The 23,035-nt window shown below is 64.4% G+C and carries 23 protein-coding genes; 18 read left to right on the plus strand and 5 right to left on the minus strand.

Going from position 1 to position 23,035, the window contains the following annotated elements:
* Positions 1–18 precede the first annotated feature (18 nt).
* The 9 genes from nagZ to surE all read left to right on the plus strand — a co-directional run bounded on the left by nagZ (position 19) and on the right by surE (position 7,458).
* Positions 19–1,047, plus strand: coding sequence for a beta-N-acetylhexosaminidase (gene nagZ, locus ACVIIV_RS24380; RefSeq protein WP_456746411.1), 1,029 nt, complete (start codon positions 19–21; stop codon positions 1,045–1,047).
* Positions 1,044–1,883, plus strand: coding sequence for a segregation and condensation protein A (locus tag ACVIIV_RS24385; RefSeq protein WP_028179491.1), 840 nt, complete (start codon positions 1,044–1,046; stop codon positions 1,881–1,883). Before nagZ ends, ACVIIV_RS24385 begins: the two co-directional genes overlap by 4 nt.
* A 21-nt stretch (positions 1,884–1,904) precedes the next feature.
* The gene (gene scpB / locus ACVIIV_RS24390; protein ID WP_456746412.1) at positions 1,905–2,669 is read left to right on the plus strand and encodes an SMC-Scp complex subunit ScpB; all 765 of its coding nucleotides are present in this window, start codon (positions 1,905–1,907) and stop codon (positions 2,667–2,669) included.
* Positions 2,670–2,834: 165 nt separating this feature from the next.
* Entirely contained in the window at positions 2,835–3,071 is a 237-nt protein-coding gene (locus ACVIIV_RS24395) for a twin-arginine translocase TatA/TatE family subunit (RefSeq protein WP_008547211.1), read from the plus strand.
* Between the two features lie 87 nt (positions 3,072–3,158).
* Positions 3,159–3,653, plus strand: a complete 495-nt coding sequence (gene tatB / locus ACVIIV_RS24400; protein ID WP_456746413.1) for a Sec-independent protein translocase protein TatB — start codon at positions 3,159–3,161, stop codon at positions 3,651–3,653.
* Entirely contained in the window at positions 3,650–4,462 is an 813-nt protein-coding gene (gene tatC, locus ACVIIV_RS24405; protein WP_456746414.1) for a twin-arginine translocase subunit TatC, read from the plus strand. The genes tatB and tatC overlap by 4 nt, the downstream gene beginning before the upstream one ends.
* A 212-nt stretch (positions 4,463–4,674) precedes the next feature.
* The gene (gene serS, locus ACVIIV_RS24410; protein ID WP_456746415.1) at positions 4,675–6,006 is read left to right on the plus strand and encodes a serine--tRNA ligase; all 1,332 of its coding nucleotides are present in this window, start codon (positions 4,675–4,677) and stop codon (positions 6,004–6,006) included.
* 119 nt (positions 6,007–6,125) lie between these two features.
* A complete protein-coding gene (locus tag ACVIIV_RS24415) occupies positions 6,126–6,488 on the plus strand; it encodes a hypothetical protein (RefSeq protein ID WP_456746416.1) in 363 nt (120 codons plus the stop codon).
* Between the two features lie 202 nt (positions 6,489–6,690).
* Positions 6,691–7,458, plus strand: a complete 768-nt coding sequence (gene surE / locus ACVIIV_RS24420; RefSeq protein WP_456746417.1) for a 5'/3'-nucleotidase SurE — start codon at positions 6,691–6,693, stop codon at positions 7,456–7,458.
* A gap of 2 nt (positions 7,459–7,460) precedes the next feature.
* Here surE and ACVIIV_RS24425 read toward each other — a convergent pair whose 3' ends face one another.
* Positions 7,461–7,832 (minus strand): response regulator, encoded by a 372-nt coding sequence (locus ACVIIV_RS24425; RefSeq protein WP_100230808.1) that lies wholly within the window; start codon positions 7,830–7,832, stop codon positions 7,461–7,463.
* A gap of 230 nt (positions 7,833–8,062) precedes the next feature.
* Between ACVIIV_RS24425 and ACVIIV_RS24430 the strand changes: the two genes are divergently transcribed.
* Together ACVIIV_RS24430 and ACVIIV_RS24435 are read left to right on the plus strand one after the other, a co-directional pair.
* Positions 8,063–8,713: a protein-L-isoaspartate(D-aspartate) O-methyltransferase gene (locus ACVIIV_RS24430; protein ID WP_456746418.1), complete on the plus strand. Its 651-nt coding sequence runs from the start codon at positions 8,063–8,065 to the stop codon at positions 8,711–8,713.
* 109 nt (positions 8,714–8,822) lie between these two features.
* Positions 8,823–10,199, plus strand: a complete 1,377-nt coding sequence (locus tag ACVIIV_RS24435; RefSeq protein ID WP_456746419.1) for a peptidoglycan DD-metalloendopeptidase family protein — start codon at positions 8,823–8,825, stop codon at positions 10,197–10,199.
* A 182-nt stretch (positions 10,200–10,381) separates the two neighbouring features.
* On the opposite strand, the gene ACVIIV_RS24440 is transcribed toward ACVIIV_RS24435, so the two are convergent.
* Positions 10,382–11,374, minus strand: coding sequence for an ATP-binding protein (locus ACVIIV_RS24440; RefSeq protein WP_456746420.1), 993 nt, complete (start codon positions 11,372–11,374; stop codon positions 10,382–10,384).
* A gap of 182 nt (positions 11,375–11,556) precedes the next feature.
* Here ACVIIV_RS24440 and yajC point away from each other — a divergent pair, with 182 nt between their 5' ends.
* The 6 genes from yajC to ACVIIV_RS24470 are packed head-to-tail and all read left to right on the plus strand — an operon-like array spanning position 11,557 to position 17,195.
* Complete coding sequence (yajC, locus tag ACVIIV_RS24445; protein ID WP_027576227.1) at positions 11,557–11,925, plus strand: preprotein translocase subunit YajC; 369 nt, start codon at positions 11,557–11,559, stop codon at positions 11,923–11,925.
* A gap of 47 nt (positions 11,926–11,972) precedes the next feature.
* Positions 11,973–13,574 carry a protein translocase subunit SecD gene (secD, locus tag ACVIIV_RS24450; protein ID WP_456746421.1) on the plus strand — a complete coding sequence of 534 codons (1,602 nt, stop codon included), beginning with the start codon at positions 11,973–11,975 and terminating at the stop codon, positions 13,572–13,574.
* A gap of 10 nt (positions 13,575–13,584) precedes the next feature.
* On the plus strand, positions 13,585–14,604 hold the full coding sequence (gene secF / locus ACVIIV_RS24455) for a protein translocase subunit SecF (RefSeq protein ID WP_456746422.1): 1,020 nt from the start codon (positions 13,585–13,587) through the stop codon (positions 14,602–14,604).
* Between the two features lie 60 nt (positions 14,605–14,664).
* Positions 14,665–15,048 (plus strand): Mth938-like domain-containing protein, encoded by a 384-nt coding sequence (locus ACVIIV_RS24460; protein WP_061881784.1) that lies wholly within the window; start codon positions 14,665–14,667, stop codon positions 15,046–15,048.
* A complete protein-coding gene (locus ACVIIV_RS24465) occupies positions 15,045–15,908 on the plus strand; it encodes a phytoene/squalene synthase family protein (RefSeq protein WP_456746423.1) in 864 nt (287 codons plus the stop codon). Before ACVIIV_RS24460 ends, ACVIIV_RS24465 begins: the two co-directional genes overlap by 4 nt.
* 45 nt (positions 15,909–15,953) lie before the next feature.
* Entirely contained in the window at positions 15,954–17,195 is a 1,242-nt protein-coding gene (locus ACVIIV_RS24470) for a threonine ammonia-lyase (protein ID WP_456746424.1), read from the plus strand.
* A 12-nt stretch (positions 17,196–17,207) separates the two neighbouring features.
* Here the strand turns inward: ACVIIV_RS24470 and ACVIIV_RS24475 are convergent, their stop codons facing one another.
* Complete coding sequence (locus tag ACVIIV_RS24475; protein WP_456746425.1) at positions 17,208–18,386, minus strand: aminotransferase class V-fold PLP-dependent enzyme; 1,179 nt, start codon at positions 18,384–18,386, stop codon at positions 17,208–17,210.
* A gap of 153 nt (positions 18,387–18,539) precedes the next feature.
* Here ACVIIV_RS24475 and ACVIIV_RS24480 point away from each other — a divergent pair, with 153 nt between their 5' ends.
* Complete coding sequence (locus ACVIIV_RS24480) at positions 18,540–19,013, plus strand: VOC family protein (protein ID WP_456746426.1); 474 nt, start codon at positions 18,540–18,542, stop codon at positions 19,011–19,013.
* A 40-nt stretch (positions 19,014–19,053) separates the two neighbouring features.
* Here the strand turns inward: ACVIIV_RS24480 and ACVIIV_RS24485 are convergent, their stop codons facing one another.
* Together ACVIIV_RS24485 and ACVIIV_RS24490 are read right to left on the minus strand one after the other, a co-directional pair.
* The gene (locus ACVIIV_RS24485) at positions 19,054–19,443 is read right to left on the minus strand and encodes a response regulator (RefSeq protein WP_456746427.1); all 390 of its coding nucleotides are present in this window, start codon (positions 19,441–19,443) and stop codon (positions 19,054–19,056) included.
* Positions 19,440–22,655 (minus strand): GAF domain-containing protein, encoded by a 3,216-nt coding sequence (locus tag ACVIIV_RS24490; protein ID WP_456748811.1) that lies wholly within the window; start codon positions 22,653–22,655, stop codon positions 19,440–19,442. Before ACVIIV_RS24490 ends, ACVIIV_RS24485 begins: the two co-directional genes overlap by 4 nt.
* Positions 22,656–23,035: the final 380 nt, after the last annotated feature.

A 23,035-nucleotide genomic window follows, 5' to 3' on the forward strand; every position in this document is an offset into this window, starting at 1 on the left:
CAGGGTTAATCGGCCGTTATGAGCACGCGGGCCTTCATTACCGGCGTATCCGGAACGGAACTGACCGCCGCCGAGCGGGAGTTTATCCGTGCGGAACGCCCATGGGGCTTCATCCTATTCAAGCGCAATGTCGCGGCACCGGCGCAAGTTGCTGCACTGGCTGCGGAATTGCGGGCGGTTGCCGATGCTCCCGACGCCCCGGTCCTGATCGATCAGGAGGGCGGGCGGGTGCAGCGGCTGGGCCCGCCGCACTGGCCGGTCTATCCGCCGGGGGCCGTGTTCGCGAATTTGTACGACGCTGATTCGGCGCTCGGGCTCACCGCGGCGCGTCTGAGCGCCCGCTTGATTGCGGCCGATCTCGCCGATCTCGGCATTACCGTGGATTGCCTGCCCCTGGCTGACGTGCCGGTGCCGGGCGCTGACGCGGTCATCGGCAACCGGGCCTACGGCACGGAGCCGGGCAAGGTCGCGGCGATTGCCCGCGCGGTTACCGAGGGCCTAGAGCAGGGCGGCGTCCTGCCGGTTCTCAAGCACATTCCCGGTCATGGACGGGCAACCGCCGACACCCACTTCAAGCTGCCGACCGTCGACACGCCCCGGGACGAGCTGGAGCGGACCGATTTCGCTGCGTTCAAGCCGCTCGCGGATCTGCCGATGGCGATGACTGCACATGTTGTGTTTAGCGCGGTCGACCCCGCCCATCCTGCGACGACTTCTGCGACAATGATTGCTGACGTGATTCGCGGCGCAATCGGGTTCCAGGGTTTGTTAATGAGTGATGACGTGTCGATGAACGCGCTGTCGGGGAATATCGCCGAGCGGACCCGCTCCATCTTCGCGGCCGGCTGCGACGTGGCCCTGCATTGCAACGGCAACATCGAGGAGATGCGTGACGTCGCCGGCCAGACACCTGAACTGTCCGGCAGGGCACTGGAGCGGGCGAACGCCGCGCTGGCCGCACGCAAGCAGCCGCAGCCATTCGACCGCGTGGCCGCACGCGCCGAACTGGACGCATTGATCGCACGGGCAAACACGGCATCGGCATGACCGCAGAAATCCTATCGTTCGAAACCGGGCGGCCCGCAGAGCTCGCCGAGGGTGAGCCGGCGTTGGTGGTGGACGTCGAGGGCTATGAGGGCCCGCTCGACCTCTTGCTCGCACTGGCGCGGCAGCAGAAGGTCGACCTCGCCAAGATTTCGATCCTGGCGCTGGCCGACCAGTATCTCCACTTCATCGAGGCCGCGCGAAAGATTCGTCTGGAGCTTGCGGCTGACTACCTCGTCATGGCGGCCTGGCTTGCCTTCCTGAAGTCGCGCCTGCTGCTGCCGGAGCCGCCGAGTGCGGAGGGCCCGAGCGCGGAGCAGATGGCGACTGCGCTCGCCAACCGCCTGCGCCGGCTGGAAGCCATTCGCGAAGCCGCCAACCGGCTGATGAACAGGCCGCAATTGCAGCGCGACATCTTCCCGCGCGGCGAGCCCGAGCAGATCGCCGAGATCAAGCATCCGAAATACACCGCGACGCTGTACGACCTGCTCACGGCCTATGCCGCGCAGCGCCAATCGCGCGTGCTGGCGAGCGTGCACCTGGCCAAGCGCACGGTGTGGTCGCTTGCAGAAGCGCGCGCCACACTGGAGCGGCTGGTCGGTAGCCTCAACGAACAGGATGACTGGGGCGTGCTCGACGACTTCCTGATACGCCACGTTGCCGATCCGACGCAGCGCGCGACGGTGTTCGCCTCGAGCTTTGCCGCCGCGCTCGAACTGGTGCGCGAAGGCCAGCTCGAGCTGAACCAGAAAGAGGCGTTTGCGCCGATCTATTTCCGGAAGGGGCGCCCAAAACCGGTCCCGGACGCAGCTCCTGCGCCTGATGCGCCGGTCGCTTAAGTGCAAGAAGGAGAATCTGCCATGGCAAGCCTGGCTGAAGTGCGGGTAGAAGAGGCCGAGCCGATGGAGAACGAATCCCAGGCACGTCCCGAAGAATTGCGGCTGCTGGAAGCGCTGCTGTTCGCTTCGAGTGAACCGCTGGACACCGCGACGCTGGCCAAGCGCATGCCCGAAGGCGTCGACGTCAAGGCTGCGCTCGAGCAATTGCAGGCCGACTATGCCTCGCGCGGCGTCAACCTCGTCCGCGTCGCCAACAAATGGACGTTCCGCACCGCCGGCGATCTGGCCTGGCTGATGACGCGGGAGAGCACCGAGACACGCCGCCTGTCGCGCGCCGCGATCGAGGTGCTGGCGATCATCGCCTATCACCAGCCGGTGACGCGGGCCGAGATCGAGGAGATCCGCGGTGTCGTCACTTCAAAGGGCACGCTCGACGTCCTGCTGGAGACCGGCTGGATCAAGCCGCGCGGCCGACGCAAGACGCCCGGTCGTCCCTTGACCTTCGGAACCACCGAGGAGTTCCTGTCGCAATTCACCTTGGAACAGCTCGGCGACCTGCCGGGCCTGGAAGAGCTGAAAGGCACGGGCCTCTTGGATTCGCGCCTGCCCACCGGATTTAGCGTGCCGACGCCGTCCGACGACCCGGCACTGCGCGAGGACGAAGATCCGTTGGAACCGGGCGAGGACCTCGATCTTGCCTTGGCGCCCGCGGTCGAGCCTGAGACGTCTGAAGGCGGCAATGAGGGCGCCGGCGACGGTGGCAGCGAAGGCGGCACCGAGGAGTGACGCCCGTTCGTTTACGGGGCGCTGTGACCGGTTAACACTAGCAAGATTGCGTAGCGCCGACAGCGAATTGGCGCTGCCTTGGTCCTTGTTTTTGAGCCCTGCCAAGCCTAGGTTTCGGTGAAGATCGGCCGGGTCCCCGGCCATGCGCGTTTGGAGGGTTGCAGGATGGGTTCACTCAGCATTTGGCACTGGATCTTGGTGATCGCAGTGGTCCTGCTGCTGTTCGGCCGCGGCAAGATTTCGGATCTGATGGGCGACGTGGCGCAGGGCATCAAGGCGTTCAAGAAGGGCATGCAGGACGACGACAAGCCCGCTGAAAAGCAGGAGCCGGCGAAGTCCATCGAGCACAACAACGCCGCGCCGACCGCGGCACGGTCCGACGTCGGCAGCAAGGCCGTCTGAGCCAGAGAGCACGCGAGACACGGGTACCGGCCCCGATCCTGCGCGCGAGGATTGGGCCGGCTCCGGCTGGCGTGAACGGAAGACCTCATGTTCGACATCGGGTGGAGTGAACTGGTCCTCATCGGGGTCGTGGCCCTGATCGCCATCGGCCCGAAGGAGCTGCCGGGCGTGTTGCGCATGGTCGGGCAGTGGATGGCCAAGGCCCGCAGGATGGCCGCCGAATTCCAGGGTCAGTTCCAGGAAGCGATGCGCGAGGCCGAGATGGCCGACCTCAAGAAGAGCTTCGACGAGGTCAAGGAAGCCGCCACAGGGTTCAATCCGTTGACCTCGCTCCAGAAGGACGTCAGCGACGCGCTCCGCGTCGATGCGCTGGACAAGCCGGCAGAGACGCCCGCCGCCACTGCTGTCGAACCCCCTGTTGCCCCGACTACTCCGGAAGCGCCGACGCCCGCGACCTTTGTGGAAGCCGAGGCGCATGCGGCTGCGGACGAGCCGCTCGCGATCACGCGTGAGGTCGAGCAGGCAAAGGTCGCGCAGGACACCGCGCCATCCGAACCGATCAAGGACGCCAAAGCGTCATGACCGACGCCGACATCGAAGCCAGCAAAGCCCCGCTGATGGACCATCTGATCGAGCTGCGCTCGCGGCTGATCAAGGCGCTGCTCGGCTTTGGCGTTGCCTTCATCTTCTGCTTCTTCTTCGCCAAGCAGATCTACAACGTGCTGGTCTGGCCGTTCGTGTGGATCGCGGGGCCCGAGAATTCCAAGTTCATCTACACGGCGCTGCTGGAATATTTCATCACCCAGCTCAAGCTCGCGCTGTTCGGCGCCGGCTTCATCTCGTTCCCGATCGTGGCGACGCAGATCTACAAGTTCGTCGCCCCCGGGCTCTACAGGCACGAGAAGCAGGCCTTCCTGCCGTATCTGGTCGCGACCCCGTTCTTCTTCGTGCTGGGCGCGGCGCTGGTCTATTTCGTCGTGCTGCCGATGCTGGTGCGGTTCTCGCTCGGCATGCAGCAGGCCGGCGGCGACGAGACCGCGCAGATCCAGCTCCTGCCCAAGGTCGGCGAATATCTGTCGCTGATGATGTCGCTGATCTTCGCCTTCGGCATCGCCTTCCAGCTACCGGTGATCCTGACGCTGCTCGGCCGCATTGGCATCGTGACCTCGAAGATGCTGCGCGAGAAGCGGCGCTATTTCATCGTCATGGCCTTCGTCATCGCTGCCGTGCTGACGCCGCCCGACGTGCTCAGCCAGTGCTCCCTGGCGATTCCCTTGATGGCGCTCTACGAGGGCTCGATCATCGCGGTGGCGATGGTGGAGAAGAAGGCGGCAGCTTCGTCGCAGGCCACCGGCACCGACGTGTCGACGCCGGCAAAGCCGGCGGAGTAGGGGCGCCACACACTCGGTGTCATTCCCCGCCTTGTGCGCAATTGCGCACTGGAGCGGGGAATCCAGTACGCCGCGGCCCCTCGGAGAATCGCTGTCGTCTCTGGAATACTGGATCATCCGCCTTCGCGGATGATGACAGCTGTGCTAGGGGGAACGCGCTGACGTACAACGTTTGCCGTTGTATGTTTACGCGCTGATCCAGGACCCCGGCCATGCACGACATCAAATCGATCCGCGACAATCCGCAAGCCTTCGACGCCGGCCTTGCCCGGCGCGGCCTGAAGCCGATGTCGGCCGCGCTGCTGGCGATCGACGAGAAGCGGCGTGCGGCGATCCTGGCTTCGGAGCAGGCGCAGGCACGGCGCAATGCAGCTTCGAAGGAAATCGGCGATGCCAAGAAGGCCAAGGACGAGGCGCGTGCGGCGAAGCTGATGGCTGAAGTCGCCGAGCTCAAGACCACGATGCCGGAGCTCGAAGCCGCCGCGAAAGCCGCCGACGAGGAGCTGACGAAAGAGCTGTCCGCGATCCCGAACATTCCGTTCGACGACGTGCCCGACGGCGTCGATGAGCACGGCAACGTCCAGCGCCACGTGTTCGGCAACAAGCGCAACTACGCATTCGCACCGAAGCTGCACGACGATCTCGGTACCGCGCTCGGCTACATGGATTTCGAGGCGGCGGCAAAACTCTCCGGCGCGCGCTTCGTCGTGCTGAAGAAGGGGCTTGCGAGGCTTGAACGTGCGATCGGCCAGTTCATGCTGGACGTGCACACCAATGAGCACGGTTACACCGAGATCAACCCGCCGCTGCTGGTGCGCAACGAGGTGATGTTCGGCACCGGACAATTACCGAAATTCGAAGATGATCAGTTCTGGGCAATCAAGGGCGAACTGCTCGCCTCGCCCGACCATGAGCGGCTGAAGACCGAGCGCCTCGGCCTGATCCCCACGGCTGAAGTCTCGCTCACCAATCTCGCGCGCGAGTCCATCCTCGACGAGAAGCAATTGCCGATGCGCCTCACCGCGCTGACGCCGTGCTTCCGCGCTGAGGCAGGCGCCGCGGGCCGCGATACGCGCGGCATGATCCGCCAGCACCAGTTCACCAAGGTCGAGCTGGTCTCCATCACCACGCCGGAGTCGAGCAAAGACGAGCTCGAGCGGATGTTGTCCTGCGCCGAGCAGGTGCTGCAGAAGCTCGACCTGCATTATCGCGTGATGACGCTCTGCGCAGGGGATATGGGCTTCTCGTCGCAAAAAACCTACGACATCGAGGTCTGGATGCCGGGGCAGGGCGACGGCGGCATGTTCCGCGAGATATCGAGCTGCTCGGTCTGCGGCGACTTCCAGGCGCGGCGCATGGATGCGCGCTCGCGCGGGCCTGACGGCAAGCCGCGCTTCGTGCACACGCTGAACGGCTCCGGCACCGCGGTCGGCCGCGCGCTGATCGCCGTGATGGAGACCTATCAGCAGGAGGATGGCTCGATCGCGGTCCCGGACGTGCTCCAGCCCTATATGGGCGGGCTGAAGGTGATCGGGCGCGACTAAAGCGTTTTCCCGCGAAGTGGGCACCGGTTCGCGTCCGAAAACGCGCATGACGAGAATCGCATTGCGAAGATCGGGCGGCCGGCTATCCTGCCGGCCCCTCAACGCGAACCCCACCGTTCATGGCCTTGCACCGCGACATCTTCTGGGTCGGCCGACAATGGGCGGTGACGGGTGCGGGGATTCAGGCCGTCGATCAGCGCCTCCGGGGCGTGCTCGACATCGAGATCGCGCGGCTCTGGGACGACGATCTCGTGCAGAGCCGGCGGGCCAAGCCCGGCGTCAACGCTGCGGATTTCGACAAGGCGCTGACGGTGGCGCGCGAGCGCTTTCCGCAGGCGCCGGGCGCAGACCCGTTCGTCGCGCAGCTGGAGGCGCTCGGCGTGATCGAGGCTCCCGTCGCGAATCCGGTCGTGCCGGCGATGCGGCTGCGTGCAGAAGGCCGCCTGGCGCGCTTCCTGCCGCAATGGCGCATTCGCCGCTAGAGCATGATCCGGAAAAGTGTAAAGCGGTTTTCCGAAAAGATCATGCTCAAACAATAACCTAAGGCGCGATGATGGTTCATCCCAATCTCAGCGTGCTTACCAGGCCGGGAACCTGCCGCTGGACCGCAATCGTCCGGTTTGCCTCATCGGCCCTGGCCGGATAAGACGGCTCAGACCCGTTTTCAGGAATCGAACCTCTCGCATGCGCATCCTCTGCACCAATGACGACGGCATCCACGCCCCTGGCCTCAAGGTCGTGGAGGAGATCGCGCGGGCCTTGTCCGACGATGTCTGGGTGGTCGCGCCCGAGCTCGACCAGTCCGGCGTGTCGCATTCGCTGTCGCTGAACGATCCCCTGCGCCTGCGCGAGGTCGGCCCGCGGCACTTTGCCGTGCGCGGCACGCCGACGGACTGCGTCATCATGGGCGCTCGCCATATCCTGGGTGCCAAGCTGCCCGATGTCGTGCTGTCCGGCGTCAACAAGGGCCGCAACGTCGCCGAGGACGTCGTCTATTCCGGCACCATTGCTGGTGCGTTGGAGGGCACCATCCTGGGGCTGCCGTCATTCGCATTGTCGCAGGAGTTCAGTGTCGAGACCCGCGAACGGCCGCCGTGGGACACCGCGCGCAAATTCGGACCCGACATCCTGCGCAAGGTGATCGCCGCCGGCGTTCCGAAGGACACCGTCATCAACATCAACTTCCCGTCCTGCGCGCCGGATGATGTGCTGGGCATCCGCGTCACGCGGCAAGGCAAGCGCAATCTCGGCTTTCTCAGGATCGACGAGCGCAGGGACGGCCGCGGCAATCCCTATTTCTGGATCGGCTTCGAACGCACCGCGATGCTCGACACGCCCGCCGACGGCACCGATCTCGCGGCGCTGCGCGAGCGCTACGTCTCGGTCACCCCGCTCAGGCTCGACCGCACCGACGAAGCATTTTCGGAAGAGCTGAGCCTCACGCTGAAATAGGACTAGCCGCCGCGAAGCGCGGCTTCGATGGTCTTGCCGAGCGCGTCGAGCTGAAACGGCTTTTGAAGCGCCGGCCGGTCGCGGTACTGTTCGGGCAGTCCGGAGGAGCCGTATCCGGTGGCGAAGATGAACGGGCAGCCCTTCGCCCTGATGACATCGGCGACCGGCGAGATGACCTTGCCGTTGACGTTGACGTCCAGAATGGCGAGGTCGAACTCGGTGGATTGCGCAAGCCGCATGGCCTCGGTGATGTCGCCCGCCTCGGCGGCAACCTTGTAACCGAGCTCCTCCAGCATGTCCGCGACCATCATTCTGATCATGACCTCGTCCTCGACGAGGAAAACAGAGCGGCCCGAAAGCCCTGTCGCAGTCATAGGTGAGTCCTTGCCCATTCTCGCGAACGTTCGCAGATAAAGATAAGCGACGCAATGCGCGTTTCGGCGAACCCAAACCTGCAAATGGCTTAGCGCGTTGATAGCGGATTGTGGTCAAATGCTGCGCCGAAAGGCTATCATGAGTTCCTGAGCCGGAACAAGATTCTCGTCTCGGGTTCTTGCGGTGCAGTACGGCGATCCGCCAGACGAGATCAGCAATAGCAGCAGCAATGACGTCCCATCAGCACCCGCCGGAGAAGATGATGTTTCAGCTGACGCTGAGGCGTCGGGGCATCAGCGATCAGGCCGTGCTGCGGACCATGGAGGAGGTGCCGCGCGAGCTTTTCGTCGACGAGGCCGATCGCGACGGTGCCTATCGCGACAGCGCGCTGCCGATCGCGTGCGGGCAGACCATCAGCCAGCCCTTCGTCGTCGCCTACATGACCGAGCAGCTCCAGCTCCAGAAGCAGCACCGGGTGCTCGAGATCGGCACTGGCTCCGGCTACCAGGCTGCCGTGCTGTCGCGGCTCGCCGGCCAGGTGCTGACCGTCGAGCGCTATCGCAAGCTCGCCGACACGGCACGCGTCCGGCTCGAAAAGCTCGATTGTCACAATGTCGAGGTGATGCTCGGCGACGGCCTCAATCTGCCTGCCAATATCGGTCCGTTCGATCGCATCATCGTCACCGCCGCGATGGAGCGGATTCCGGAGAATCTGGTCGAGCGGCTGGAGGTCGGGGGCATCCTGATCGCGCCCGTCGGTCCGCATCAGGGCGTGCAGACGCTCACCCGCCTGACCCGCAGCGAAACCGGGATCGAGCGCAAGGAACTCGTCGAGGTCCGCTTCGTGCCGGCGCTGCCCGGGGTGGCGCGGGAGCTGTAGAATCCCGGATTGGCTGTGCCGCCAACATCTTATTGGGAGGGTTAAGCCGTTATTTACTCGGCGCGTGTTTACTTAAAACACCAGTTCTGTTGCGTACGAGTGAGTAACCATGTCCGCTGTCGCCGAGTTGCTTTACTCGCGCCGCGTGCCGCAGGTCGCGGTGCTGGCGCTGATCTCCTTCAGCTTCGCAGGGTGCAGCGCCGACATGTCGTCGCGGCTATCCCAGACGAACTTCTCCAATCCCTTCGCGTCTGAGCAGACCGGTTCGGTGCAGCAGGCACCGCCGCCGCAGCGTGAGCTGCCGCAATATGCGCGGCCGCAGACGCAGCCCGGCTATTATCAGTCGCAGCCTTTGCCACCGCCGGCAGTGTCCGCGCCGCAATCCTATCCGGTAACGGGAGGTGGCGGAGTGTCCGGTGGCGGACGCGGCGTCAGCTCCTATGCGCCTCCGGCGCAGCCGCATCTCGACACCACGGCCACCGTGCCGCCGCGCTCGGTTGCGGCCGCCCAGCCGGCCGGCGGGACCAAGATCATCGTCGGCACCAGCGATACGCTCGACGTGCTCGCCAAGCGCTATCACGTCACGCCGCAGGCGATCCTTGCCGCCAACGGCTACAAGGGCCCGCGGGCGCTCTCGCCCGGCCAGCAGCTGATCATCCCGCATCCGGCGACGGCCGCCGCGCCCGCGCCGGCGATGGCTCCGGTCGCGGCGGCGCCTGCGGCGAAGCCGCTTGCGGCACCGTCGAGCACCCACTTCGTCAATGCCGGCGACACGCTCGCCAGCATCGCGCGCAAGAACCATATCTCGGCGGCTGAGCTCGCCCGTGCCAACGGCCTCGATCCGTCTGCAAAACTCAAGCTCGGCACCAAGCTGACCGTGCCCGGCGCCAAGACCGCGGCCGTCGCGGCGCCGGTTGCTGCGGCTCCGGTCGCGGCTGCTCCGGTGGCCGGAACGCTCCAGCCCGTGGCGGCTGCTCCGGCGCCCGCCACCAAGATGGCCGCTGCCGCCGCGCCCGTGCAGAGCGCGCGCCTGGCTCAGGCCACGGCCAATGTCGAAGAGAAGCCCGCCGAGACGCCGGCGAAGGCCGCGGAGGCCACTGGCGCGCTGCCGACCTTCCGCTGGCCGGTCCGCGGCAAGGTGGTCACGAGCTACGGCGCCAAGACCAATGGCAAGTCCAATGACGGCATCAATCTCGCGGTGCCCGAGGGGACGCCGGTCAAGGCGGCTGAAGACGGCGTCGTTGCCTATTCCGGCAACGAGCTCAAGGGTTACGGCAATCTGGTCCTGGTTCGGCACTCCAACGGCTACGTCACCGCATATGCCCATGCGAGTGAGCTGTTGGTGAAGCGCGGCGATACCATCAAGCGCGGCCAGGTCATTGCCAAGTCGGGTCAATCCGGGGAGGTGGCGTCGCCGCAGCTCCACTTCGAGATCCGCAAGGGATCGAGCCCGGTTGACCCGCTTCAATTCCTGAACGGGGCGTGAGGCGCGGGCCCGCTGAGCAGGGCCACGTCATCACCACATGCACACTGTCATCGCCCGGCTTGACCAAGCTTGACCGGGCGATCCAGTATTCCAGAGACGGCTGTTGAGCCGATAAGCCGCGGCGTACTGGATTCCTCGCCTGCGCGGGGAATGACAGTTGTGGGGTGTGGCTGCAGCTCCCGCTACTTCATCGTCAGCTTCACGCCGAGCCGTCCCGCCAGCTCCTGCACGAACTGCCAGGCGACGCGGCCCGAGCGGGAGCCGCGCGTGGTCGACCATTCTAGCGCCTCGCGCTCCAGCGCTTCGTCGTCGATCTCGATGCCGAAATGGCTGCAATAGCCGCGCACCATGGCGAGATATTCGTCCTGGCTGCAGCGGTGAAAGCCAAGCCAGAGGCCGAAGCGATCCGACAGCGAAACCTTCTCCTCGACCGCTTCGCCCGGATTGATCGCGGTCGACCGCTCGTTCTCGATCATCTCGCGCGCCAGCAGATGGCGGCGGTTGGAGGTGGCGTAGAGGATGACGTTCTCGGGCCGGCCTTCGATGCCGCCTTCGAGCACCGCCTTGAGCGACTTGTAGGACGCATCGTTGCCGTCGAAGGAGAGGTCGTCGCAGAACACGATGAAGCGGAACGAGGAGGCCCGCAGCTGCTCCATCAGCGCGGGCAGGCTTTCGATGTCCTCGCGGTGGATCTCGATCAGCTTCAGCCTGTCGGCCAGTTTGCGCTCCGCGTTGATGCTGGCATGCGCTGCCTTCACCAGCGACGACTTGCCCATGCCGCGCGCACCCCAGAGCAAGGCGTTATTGGCCGGCAGGCCATTGGCGAAGCGCTCGGTGTTCTCCATCAGGATGTCGCGCATCCGGTCGACGCCCTTCAGCAGGAACAGCTCGACGCGGCTGACCCTCGGCACGGCGGCAAGGCGCCCGTCGGGGTGCCAGACATAGGCATCCGCCCGTTCGAACGACTCGGCCTCGACCGCCAGCTTGCCCTGGGCGGAGAGGTGCGCCGCAATCGTCTCCAGCGCGCGGACGATGCGCTCCTGGGAGAGGTCCGGGGCTGTCTTGGCGATTGCTTTGAAGGCTGCCGTGGGGCGTTTTGCCGCGACGCGGGCGGGCTTGCTGGCAGGGGTGTGGGGGCCTTTGCCGGCCGGGCTTTTGTTGGGTTTTTTGGGCATGTCCGAAGTTCCTGAGAACGCAGCCTTATCGGGCCTCACGGCCCGCCGCAAGGTGGCCTAAAAGGGCGGTCTGGCAGCGTTGCAATTGGGGCAATGGCCGCTATAGTCCGCGCGAATTTGACCGAACCGGTCGCCTTTGAGGGCCTGACCGGCTTTCCCCCGTTCTCACGAGGATCGTCCGAATGCTGATTACCCCTGCGTATGCCCAGGCCGCGGGCGCCGGCGACACCAACAGCATGTTGATGTCGCTGCTGCCGTTCGCCCTCATCTTCGTGATCATGTACTTCCTGATTCTGCGTCCGCAGCAGAAGAAGGTGCGCGACCACGCCGAGCTTGTGAAGAACATCCGCCGCGGCGACACCGTCGTGACCTCGGGCGGCCTCGTCGGCAAGGTCACCAAGGTCGTCGACGACGACCAGATCGAGTTCGAGATTTCAGACGGCGTCCGCGTGCGGCAGATGCGCCAGATGATCTCGGGCGTGCGTGCCAAGGGCGAGCCGGCGAAAGAAAGCTCGAAGGAAAGCGCCAAGGACGACACCGCGGCGAAGTGAGCGCTTCACCGCGAGTCTCAAGTCTCCTGATCTGACAGGTCCAGTCGATGTTGTATTTCACGCGGTGGAAGGCGCTCGGGATTATCCTGACGGCGCTGATCGTGTGCCTCTGCGCGGTCCCCAACTTCTTCCCCGAGGCGCAGGTCAAGACCTGGCCCGCCTGGGCGCAACGCCGGCTCGTGCTCGGCCTCGACCTCCAGGGCGGCTCCTATCTGCTGCTTGAGGTCGACTCTGCCTATGTGAAGAAGGAGCGGCTGGACCAGATCCGCGACGACGTTCGCCGGACCCTGCGCGATGCCAAGATCGGCTTCACCGGCGGCGTCACCGTGCGCAACGATGCGGTCGAGGTTCGCATCACCAAGGAAACCGACGTGCAGCCGGCGCTTGCCAAGCTGCGCGAGCTGTCCCAGCCGCTGGGCGGCCTGATGGGATCCAGCGGTCAACGCGACCTCGAGGTGGCTGATGCCGGCGGCGTGATCCGCCTCAGCATCCCGCAGGCCGCGATGCTCGACCGCATGCGCAAGACCATCGAGCAGTCGATCCAGATCGTCGAGCGCCGCGTCAACGAGCTCGGCACCGTCGAGCCCGTCATCCAGCGCCAGGGCAACGACCGCATCCTGGTGCAGGTCCCCGGTCTCCAGGACCCGACGCGCCTGAAGGAGCTGCTGGGCAAGACCGCGAAGATGGAATTCCGCATGGTCGACACCTCCGTGCCGCCGGATCAGGCGCAGCAGGGCAGGTTGCCGCCGGAATCCGAGCTGCTCATGAGCGCATCGCCGCCGCCCACGCCCTACGTGGTCAAGAAGCAGGTGCTGGTCGCCGGCGGCGACCTGACCGACGCCCAGGCGAGCTTCGACCAGCGCACGGGCGAGCCGGTGGTCAGCTTCAAGTTCAACACCTCGGGCGCGCGCAAGTTCTCGCAGGCCACGACCGAGAATGTCGGACTGCCCTTCGCAATCGTGCTGGACAACAAGGTGATCTCGGCGCCCGTGATCCGCGAGCCCATCACTGGTGGCCAGGGCCAGATCTCCGGCAATTTCACGGTGCAATCGGCCAACGATCTCGCGATCCTCCTGCGCGCCGGCGCGCTGCCGGCGCCACTCACGGTGGTTGAGGAGCGCACCGTCGGTCCGGGCCTCGGCCAGGATTCGATCGAGAAGGGCGAGCTTGCGGCCTATGTCGGCTCGATCCTTGTCATCGTGTTCATGCTCGTGACCTACCGGCTCTTTGGCGTGTTCGCCAATATCGCAGTGGCCATCAACGTCGCCATGATCTTCGGCCTGTTGTCGCTGCTCAACGCCACACTGACGCTGCCCGGTATCGCCGGGATCGTGCTCACCGTCGGCATCGCGGTCGACTCCAACGTGCTGATTTACGAGCGCATCCGCGAGGAATTGCGGGGCGGACGCAACGCGATCTCGGCGATCGACGCCGGCTTCAAGCGGGCGCTGGCGACCATTCTCGATTCCAACATCACCACATTCATTGCCGCTGCAGTGCTGTTCTACATCGGCACCGGCCCGGTGCGCGGCTTTGCCGTGACGCTCGGCATCGGCATCATCACCACGGTGTTCACCGCCTTCACCCTGACCCGGCTGATCGTCGCCTGGTGGGTGCGGTGGAAGCGGCCGCAGAGCGTGCCGATCTAGGAGCCTGATCGTGACTCACACCGTTCTTATCGGGCTCGGCGTCCTCATTGCCATTCTCACCGTGGTGGCGGCCCTCGGCCTGCTGCCGTCGCTGCGCATTGTTCCGGACAATACGCATTTCGACTTCACGCGATTCCGCCGCATCAGCTTCCCGATCTCGGCGGCGCTGTCGATCGTCGCGATCACGCTGTTCTTCACCCATGGCCTGAACCTCGGCATCGACTTCAAGGGTGGCACGTTGCTGGAAGTGAAGGCGAAGTCCGGCACCGCCGACATCGCGGCGATGCGCACCACGCTCGACGCCCTCGGTCTCGGCGAAATTCAGTTGCAGCAGTTCGGCGGCCCCGAGAACGTCCTGATCCGTGTTGCGGAGCAGCCGGGTGGCGACGCCGCACAGCAGGCAGCCCTGCAGAAGCTTCGCGGTGCGCTCGGCGACAGCGTCGACATTCAGCGCACCGAGGTGCTCGGTCCGCGCGTGGCCGGCGAGCTCCTGGCCTACGGCATGCTCGGCCTGATGCTCGCGATCGTTGGGATCCTGATCTATCTCTGGTTCCGGTTCGAATGGCAGTTCGCGCTGGGCGCCATGATCGCCAACGTGCACGACATCGTGCTGACGATCGGCTTCATGTCGATCAGCCAGGTCGATTTCGACCTGACGAGCATCGCGGCGCTGCTGACGATTCTCGGCTATTCGCTCAACGACACCGTCGTCATCTACGATCGCATCCGCGAAATGCTGCGGCGCTACAAGAAGATGCCGATGCCGCAGCTGCTCAATGAGTCCATCAACTCGACGCTGTCGCGCTCGATCATCACCCACGTCACGGTGACGCTGGCACTGCTCGCGCTGCTGTTGTTCGGCGGCCACGCCATCCACAGCTTCACCGCGGTGATGATGTTCGGCGTGGTGCTGGTCGGCACCTACACCTCCATCTTCATTGCGGCCCCGATCCTGATCTACCTCGGCGTCGGCGAGCATCGCGAAGATGCGCCCGATACGGCTACGCCGGCGAAGAAAAGCAAGGCATGATCCGAACCTCATGCCCTCGCAGGAGTTTGCGAGGGCAGTAAGCCTTTTCGGACGAAGCTGATGGCCGGCGATCCCAACGCTCCGCATTTCCCGCGCTCGGCGCCGATCGATGCCTATGGCAAGGGCGGTTTCGCCTTTGCCGGCATGTCGCATCGGGGGTCGCTGCTCTGCCTGCCCGACGCGATCTGGGCCTGGGACGTGACGGACCCTCAGAAGATCGACCGCTATTCGCTGGATCGGGTCTTCACGGCCGCCAACAGCATCGACACGCTCCTGGTCGGCACCGGAACCGGGCTGTGGCTGCCGCCGCCGGAGCTGCGTCAGGCGCTCAAGGCGGTGAGGGTGGTGCTGGACACGATGCAGACCGGCCCCGCCGTGAGGACCTACAACATCATGATCGGCGAACGGCGGCGGGTTGCCGCTGCGCTGATCGCCGTACCATGAGCAGTCCGGCGCCGGCGCCCGACTCCGTTGCCTACTGCGCCGATCTCGTGCGCAGCCACGACTTTCCGCGTTACGCCGCGACCCTGTTCGTGCCAGCCGCCGAGCGCCGTGCGTTGTTGGCGCTGTATGCCTTCAACGTCGAGATCGTCCGCGTCCGCGACCAGGTGAGCCAGCCCTTGCCCGGTGAGATCCGCCTGCAATGGTGGACAGATATGCTGTCAGGCCATGTCCATGGCAGCGCCGAGGGCAATCCCGTGGCAGCCGAACTGCTGCGCGCTGTCAGGGATTTCGACCTGCCGGTCGAGCCGCTGTCGCTGCTTGCCGAGGAGCACCAGTTCGATCTCTACAACGACCCGATGCCGACCATGGCCGCACTGGAGGGGTATCTGGCGGCGACCTCGTCGGCGCTGTTCGGTCTGGCGGCTCGGGTTTTGGGACCGACGTCGGAGGCGGTCGAGCATATCGCCCGCCATGCCGGGCTGGCGCAGGGCATCGTGCAGGTCATCGCCAACTTGCCGCGCCATGCCGCGCATCGGCAGTTGTTCCTGCCGCAGCAGGTGATGGAGAGGCACAATTGCAGCATGGAAGATGTCTTCGCCGGCAAGGAGACATCCAATCTCCATGCAGTGCTGGAGCAGCTTGCGGCTGAAGCCCGGCAGCATATGACGGCGGCTTCGTCGCTGCTGGCGCAGGTGACGCCGTCGGTGCGGCCGGCGTTTCTGCCGCTGAGCCAGGCGCGGGCCGATCTCAAGCGCCTGTCGCGTCCGGGACGAAACCCGTTTACGCTGCAGCCGTCGTCGCGGCTGCGCACGCTCTGGACACTGTGGCGCGCCTCGCGATCGCGTGAATTTACCAAATAGAGGCTGGCTTATCGCCTGGGCCGGCCAAATGCTCTATGCTGGCCTATGGCTGACTTGTCCCAAACCACGTCCGATCTCAGCGGCTTTCCGGTCGCACCGAGTGACATTCATGCCGCCACCGAGACGATCCGGGGGGCCGTCGTCGAGACGCCCTGTAGCCATAGCCGCACGCTGAGCAATATCTGCGGCTGCGACATCTGGCTCAAATTCGAGAACCTCCAGTTCACCTCCTCGTTCAAGGAGCGCGGCGCGCTCAATAGGCTCACCGCGCTGACGCCGGAAGAGCGCGCGCGAGGCGTGATCGCGATGTCCGCGGGCAACCACGCGCAGGGCGTCGCCTACCACGCCAGGCGGCTCGGCATTCCCGCCACCATCGTCATGCCGATCGGGACGCCCATGGTGAAGATCGAGAACACCAGGCATCACGGCGCTGAGGTGGTGGTCACGGGCGCGACGCTGGAAGAGGCGGCCGCCTTTGCGCGCAGCCACGGTGAAGCGCACGGCATGATCTTCGTCCATCCTTACGACGATCCGCTCGTCATCGCCGGGCAGGGCACGATCGGGCTGGAAATGCTCAAGGCGGTGCCGGAGCTCGATACGCTGGTCGTCCCGATCGGCGGCGGCGGTTTGATCAGCGGCATTGCCATTGCCGCGAAGTCGATCAAGCCGTCGCTGCGGATATTGGGCGTCGAGGCCTGGCTCTATCCCTCGATGTACAACGCCATCCATGACGGCAATCTGCCGGCGCGCGGCGACACGCTCGCCGAGGGCATCGCGGTGAAATCGCCGGGCAAGATCACCACCGAAATCGTCCGCCGCCTCGTCGACGACATTGCGCTCGTTAACGAAGCCGAGCTCGAGCGCGCGGTCGCGACCCTGATCTCGATCGAGAAGACCGTCGTCGAGGGTGCCGGCGCTGCCGGCCTGGCCGCGTTGATGTCCGATCCATCCCGCTTTGCCGGCCAGAAGGTCGGCCTGGTCCTGAGCGGCGGCAACATCGACACGCGGCTGATCGCCTCCGTCCTCACGCGCGAGCTGGCGCGCGAAGGGCGGCTGACTCAGCTCTCGCTCGATATCCCTGATAGGCCGGGGCAACTCGCAGCCGTGGCGGCGCTGCTGGCCGAGGCCGGCGCCAACATCATCGAGGTCTCGCACCAGCGGACCTTCTCCGATCTGCCGGCCAAGGCGACGCTGCTGCAGCTGGTCATCGAGACCCGCGATAGCGCGCATCTCGACGAGGTCATGGCGAGGCTCAGCGCATCTGGTCTGAGCGCGCGCTGCACTTGAGCGTGCGCTACACTATCGCGGCGCCAAACCCGCGAGGTGACCGATCAGCCGGTCGATCTCCGCTTCCGTGTTGTAGTAGTGCGGGGAGGCCCGCACGAGCGGCGGCAGCGCGCGGAGTTCGGCGTCGATACGGGTGCTCGACGGATCCGAAGCGCCGATGGTGATGCCCGAATCAGCGGCGCTGCTGACAACGGCGTCGGCGTCGTATCCATCCATCGTGAAGCTGACGATGGCGCCCGGCGTGCGGCCGAGGTCGCGAATGGTGATGCCGCGAATGGAGGCGAGGCCGCTGCGAAGGCGGCCCGCGAGCAGGCGGCAGCGGTGCTCGATGGGACCCATGCCGATATCAAGCGCATAATCGACGGCGGCGCCGAGCCCGAGCCGGGCCGCGTAATTGTTCTCCCAGGTCTCAAAGCGGCGCGCATCGTCGCGGAGCCGATATTCATCGCGCGAGGCCCAAGGCGCCGCGAAATGGTCGATCATGGGCGGTTCGAGCTGTCGCAGCAGCGCGCGGCGGACGTAGAGAAAGCCCGTGCCGCGCGGGCCGCGCAGGAACTTGCGCCCAGTCGCCGACAGCATGTCACAGCCGATGGCGTCGACGTCGACCGCCATCTGTCCGACCGCCTGGCACGCGTCGAGCAGGTAGGGAATGCCATGCGCCCGCGCGATCTTGCCGATTGCTGCGGCGGGATTGACCAGCCCGCCATTGGTCGGAACCCAGGTGACGGCGATGAGTTTTACCCGCTCATCGATCATGCGTTCGAGTGCGTGCACATCGAGCTCGCCGCTGGCATCGCTCGGCACGACGTCGATCGTTGCGCCGGTTCGTTTCGCGACCTGAAGAAACGCGACATAATTGGCGGCGTATTCCGCCTCGGCTGTCAGGATGCGGTCGCCCTTGCGGAACGAAAGCGCGTAGAACGCCATCTGCCAGGCAACCGTCGCGTTCTCCACGAGCGCGATCTCGTCGGGGGCGGCATTCAGCAGGCGCGCGACCGAGCCATAGACCGCTTGAAGTCGATCGGACTCATGGTCGGCGGCCGCATAGCCCCCTATCTCGCTCTCAAGATCGATATGCTGTTTCATCGCCGCGGCAACGGCCGTTGGCATGAGAGCAGCGCCGGCGTTATGGAGATAGGCGAGCCGAGCGGCGGCCGGTGTGTCGGCTCGTATTTGGTCGATGTCGATCACGTGAAAACCTCTGCCGTCGGGTTTCCAGAGTTAGACACAATGACGCATGCGAGCAAGATCGGGCAACCGGATGTTGCGGCTGGAGGATGCAGAGCCGGATGCCTATGCTCACAGGGAGCGTGATTTGGTACGGAACGACTGAAGGGGATTCTGATGGCCAAGAACACGATTTGCCTCTGGTACGACAAGGATGCTGAAGCGGCTGCCCGCTTCTATGCGGAGACGTTTCCCGACAGCGCGGTGACCGCCGTCCACCGCGCGCCAGGCGACTACCCGACTGGCAAGGCGGGCGATGTGCTCACCGTCGAGTTCACGGTGGCGGGCGTCGCCTGTCTCGGCCTCAACGGCGGTCCCATTTTCAGGCACAATGAGGCCTTCTCGTTCCAGATCGCCACCGATGACCAGGCGGAGACCGACCGGTACTGGAACGCCATCGTGGGCAATGGCGGACAGGCGAGCGCGTGCGGCTGGTGCAAGGACAGATGGGGCGTATCGTGGCAGATCACGCCGCGCGTGCTGACGGAGGCGCTGGCGGCCGGTGGCCTTGAGGCCAAACGCGCGTTCGAAGCGATGATGGAGATGACGAAAATAGACGTCGCCGCAATCGAGGCAGCGCGGCGGGGCTGACGTGGACCTGCAGGCGCACCGAGCTGCGCACGCCTGACGCTCATGCCGTGCGACCGAGCCTCGCCTCGATCTCCTGGCGCAGCGCCGCAAAGTCAATCGGTTTGGTCAACAGATCAGTCGCGCCACTGTCCAGCGCTCTGCGCTTGGTTTCGATATCACCGTAAGCCGTAATCATGATCACAGGGACGTCGGGCCGAGCCGCACGCACAATCGGCAACATCTCGAGCCCGCTCATGCCGGGCATGTTGATGTCTGAAAGGATCAGTATGAGCGTCGCATCCCGGAACTCCATGGCGCGCTTTAGCGCCATCGGCGCCGAAGATGCAAATTCCATCAGAAAACGGCCGGCGCGCAGATCGCGTCGGAATTGCTGGCGAAACAGCACCTCGACGTCCGGCTCGTCGTCAACCACCAAAATGTACACGCTCACCCCTTGTCTCCGGACTGCGTTGTGCTGGCCGCAGTGCGTGGCAGCGTGATGATGAATTCCGTAAAGGCGCCTGGCTCGGTCTCGAAATCGATGCTGCCGCCGTGCTGTTTCACGATAATGTCGTGACATATCGACAGGCCGAGCCCGGTTCCTTCGCCGACCGGCTTGGTCGTGAAGAATGGACTGAATATATTCTCCCTCACCTCGGCCGGGATTCCGGTGCCATTGTCGCGAATGCGGATTTCCACGGCGCGGTCGAGACCCTTTGTTGTCGCACTAAGAACGGGCTCGAACCCATCGCCGGCGACCTCCTTGCGTTTCATGGCCGCATAGAAGCCGTTTGAGATCAGATTGAGCAAGACCCGTGTGATTTCCTGCGGGTACACGCCGACAATCCCCGCACAGGGATCAAGCTTTCGCTCAAGCGTAATGTGAAAATCCGGCCTTTCCGCGCGCGCGCCGTGATAGGCCAGATTGAGGCCTTCCTCGACGATCCCGTTGATGTCGGCGGCGCGGCGCTCGCCAGAACCCTGTCGCGAATGCTGCAGCATATTCTTCACGATGGAATCGGCGCGTGCGCCGTGCTGCACGATCCTTGCGAGGTTGGCCTGGAGCACCTGCGTGAGTTCGTCGATCTCCTGCCTGACCGCCTCGTCCAACTCGGTCGCACGCAGCTTCTCGTTCAGCTCGCCGATCAATTCCGACGAGAGCGATGAGAAGTTGTTGACGAAATTGAGCGGGTTCTTGATTTCATGGGCGATGCCTGCGGTTAGCTGGCCAAGTGAGGCGAGCTTTTCGGTCTGGATCAGACGATCCTGTGTCGCGCGCAGCTCTTCGAGAGACTGCGAGAGCTCCTTTGTGCGTTTTCGCAATTCATTCAACAGACGAGCGTTCTCGATCGCGATGACGGCCTGATTCGCGAAATTGGCAACCAACGCGATTTGCTTCGAAGTGAATGGCTTCACTTCCTGACGGAAAATCGTGATGGTCCCGATGAGCTCGTCTTCCTTGAGCATGGGCACGATGACAAGGGTTCTTGCTCCGGCAAGGTTGGCGAGCGCGCGGACGTTGGGATTGCCTTCAATGTAAGGCGGCTGGCTCCGGATGTCCTCGATGTGCACGGGCTGATGAGTCTTCTCCACCGTGCCGAGACCGCTGCCGGGATGCGGGCGAATGCTCTGGTACAGGCGGGTATCAACATAGGCCTGCGGCGCGTTGTAGAGTGCAACCGTGCGGAAGCCGCCTTCCTCATAGAGGTTCATGGTGCCAAATCGAGCTCCGCAGACGCGGGTCGCTTTCTCAAGCATCTTGTCAAAGACCGGCTCCAACTCGCCGGCGGACGAGCTGATCGTCGCCAAAACTTCCGCAGTCGCGGTCTGCTGCTCGAGCGATTCCGTCAGTTCGCGCGTGCGCTCCCGTACCTCTTCGAACAGCCGGACATTGCCGATCGCGATCACGGCCTGATCGGCGAAGGTCTGAAGCAGCGCAATCTGCTTGGCGTTGAACGGATTGACCTCGGTGCGTCGAAGGGTGATGGCGCCAATTCCTTCGCCTTCGCGCAACAGCGGTACACTGAGGATGGTCCGCACGCCGTCATCGCGCCTGAGTTCTCTTCCATCAGGAAATTCATCGCCTTCCGGCGAGGTGATGTCCCCCACCTGGATCGGAGACCGGTCGAGAATCGAGCGACCGGCTGTCCACTTGCGATTGATGGGCCACGTTGCGCGGGAGGGCACTATCGGGCCGTGATGTGCAACCAGTTGAAGTTGGTCGTCCCTTCTCAGGCGAAGTACCGCATCGGAGCTTTCGCAGAGCTCACAGGCGCTTTCGACAATCGCAGTCAAGACCGGATCGATCTCGGTCGGCGAGGACGCGATGACTTTCAAAATGCTGGCGCTGCCGGTTTGGTATGTCAGTGCGTCCTGCAAGTCACGGCTCGTGGCTTGCACTTCCTCGAAGAGACGCACGTTCTCGATGGCAATGACCGCCTGATCGGCAAACGTCGAAACCAGCTCGACCTGTTTCTCGGAAAAGGATTGAACCATTGTGCGGCCCAGGAACAACACTCCGATCGGCTCGTCTTCGCGCATCATCGGCACGCCGAGCAGCGTGCGATAGCCTGCGGCCTTCTGCATGTCCATGTAGGCATATTCGGGATCAGCCAGCACATCGGGGATTTGAACGGACCGCTGTTCGAGGAGAACCCGGCCGATCAGACTGCCTCTGCCGGGCTGAAGCCGGTGGACGTCGGCGACCTTGACCCAATCCACACGAAAATTGTAGCCGGTGGCATGATAGAAGCCGCGCTCGTCTTTGCGCGCAATGGCCGCCATATCCGCATTACATAGGCGCGCTGCGGATTCCGTCAGCGTATCGAGCACCTTCTGAAGGTCGAAGGCGGAACGGCTGATGACCTTCAGCACGTCTGCAGTCGCTGTCTGCTGCTGCAATGACTCGCTCAAGTCATTGGTCCGTTGGCGAAGTTCATCAAACAGGCGCACATTTTCGATCGCGATGACTGCCTGGTCGGCGAAGGTGGTGACGAGCTCGATTTGCTTCTCGGTGAAGTGCTCCGTGCGTTGGCGCGCGAGCACAATTGTCCCAATCGGTTCATTCTGGCGCAGCAGCGGTACACAAAGCGCTGTATGCTGGCCGCCGAGGCTCGTCGCCTCCTGCAGCGTATACTCTGGGTCGGAGGCGACATCGAAGATCTGGACCGGACGCTTTTCCATCACCGCCCGCCCCGTGATCGTGCCGCGCCCCGGGGCGATGGGGTGGTTCTTGATGAACTCGATGTACTCTGCGGAGTAACCAACCGCTGCTCCGGCGCGGTAGAGATCGCCTTCGCGCCGCATGATGAAAGCCATCTCGGCGTTGCACAAGCGCGCCGCGGTCTGAACGAGTGTATCGAGCACCGGCTGCAGATCGAAGGTCGAGCGGTTGATCGTTTTGAGAACGTCTCCGACCGCGGTCTGCTGCTGAAGCGATTCAGTCAAGTCGTTTGTACGCTGCTGTACATCGCCGAACAGCTTCGCATTGTCTATGGCGATGACGGCTTGCTCCGCAAAGGTCCGCAGCAGCTGCTTGTCGTGCTCGGCAAAGTTGCCCGGCTGGGGACGCGTGACGCTGATCATGCCGATTGCTGTTCCGCCCTTCATGATCGGTGCGAATAGCATCGCGCGGAAACCGCGCAATCTGGCGACGTCTCGGATCTGCAGTTCGGAGGCGGCCTCGGTGTCGGGGACGGGGACAACCTTTCTCGAACGAGGCGAGTTGGAAGCTTGGAAAGTCCGCAATGGGCCGCGGAAACATCTGCGTTAGATGTGCATCTGCGACAGCATTGGTGCGGGTGAACGCGGCAAGGTGCGCAATTCCGTCGACGAAACGGAATACTGTGGTGGAAAAGCCCCCAATCAACCGGTTGGCGCTGGTGGCGATTGCGTCGAACACCGGCTGCACGTCAGAGGAAGACGTCGCGATCACTTTCAGGACGTCGGCAGTCGCGTTCTCCCGATCGTGCGCGGCGCGCAACTCGGCCAATAGCCGGGCGTTCTCCTGCTTCAAATCTGCCACCACGTCCTGGGAGAGCGCG

It is taken from the genome of Bradyrhizobium sp. USDA 4354 (genome assembly GCF_054060315.1).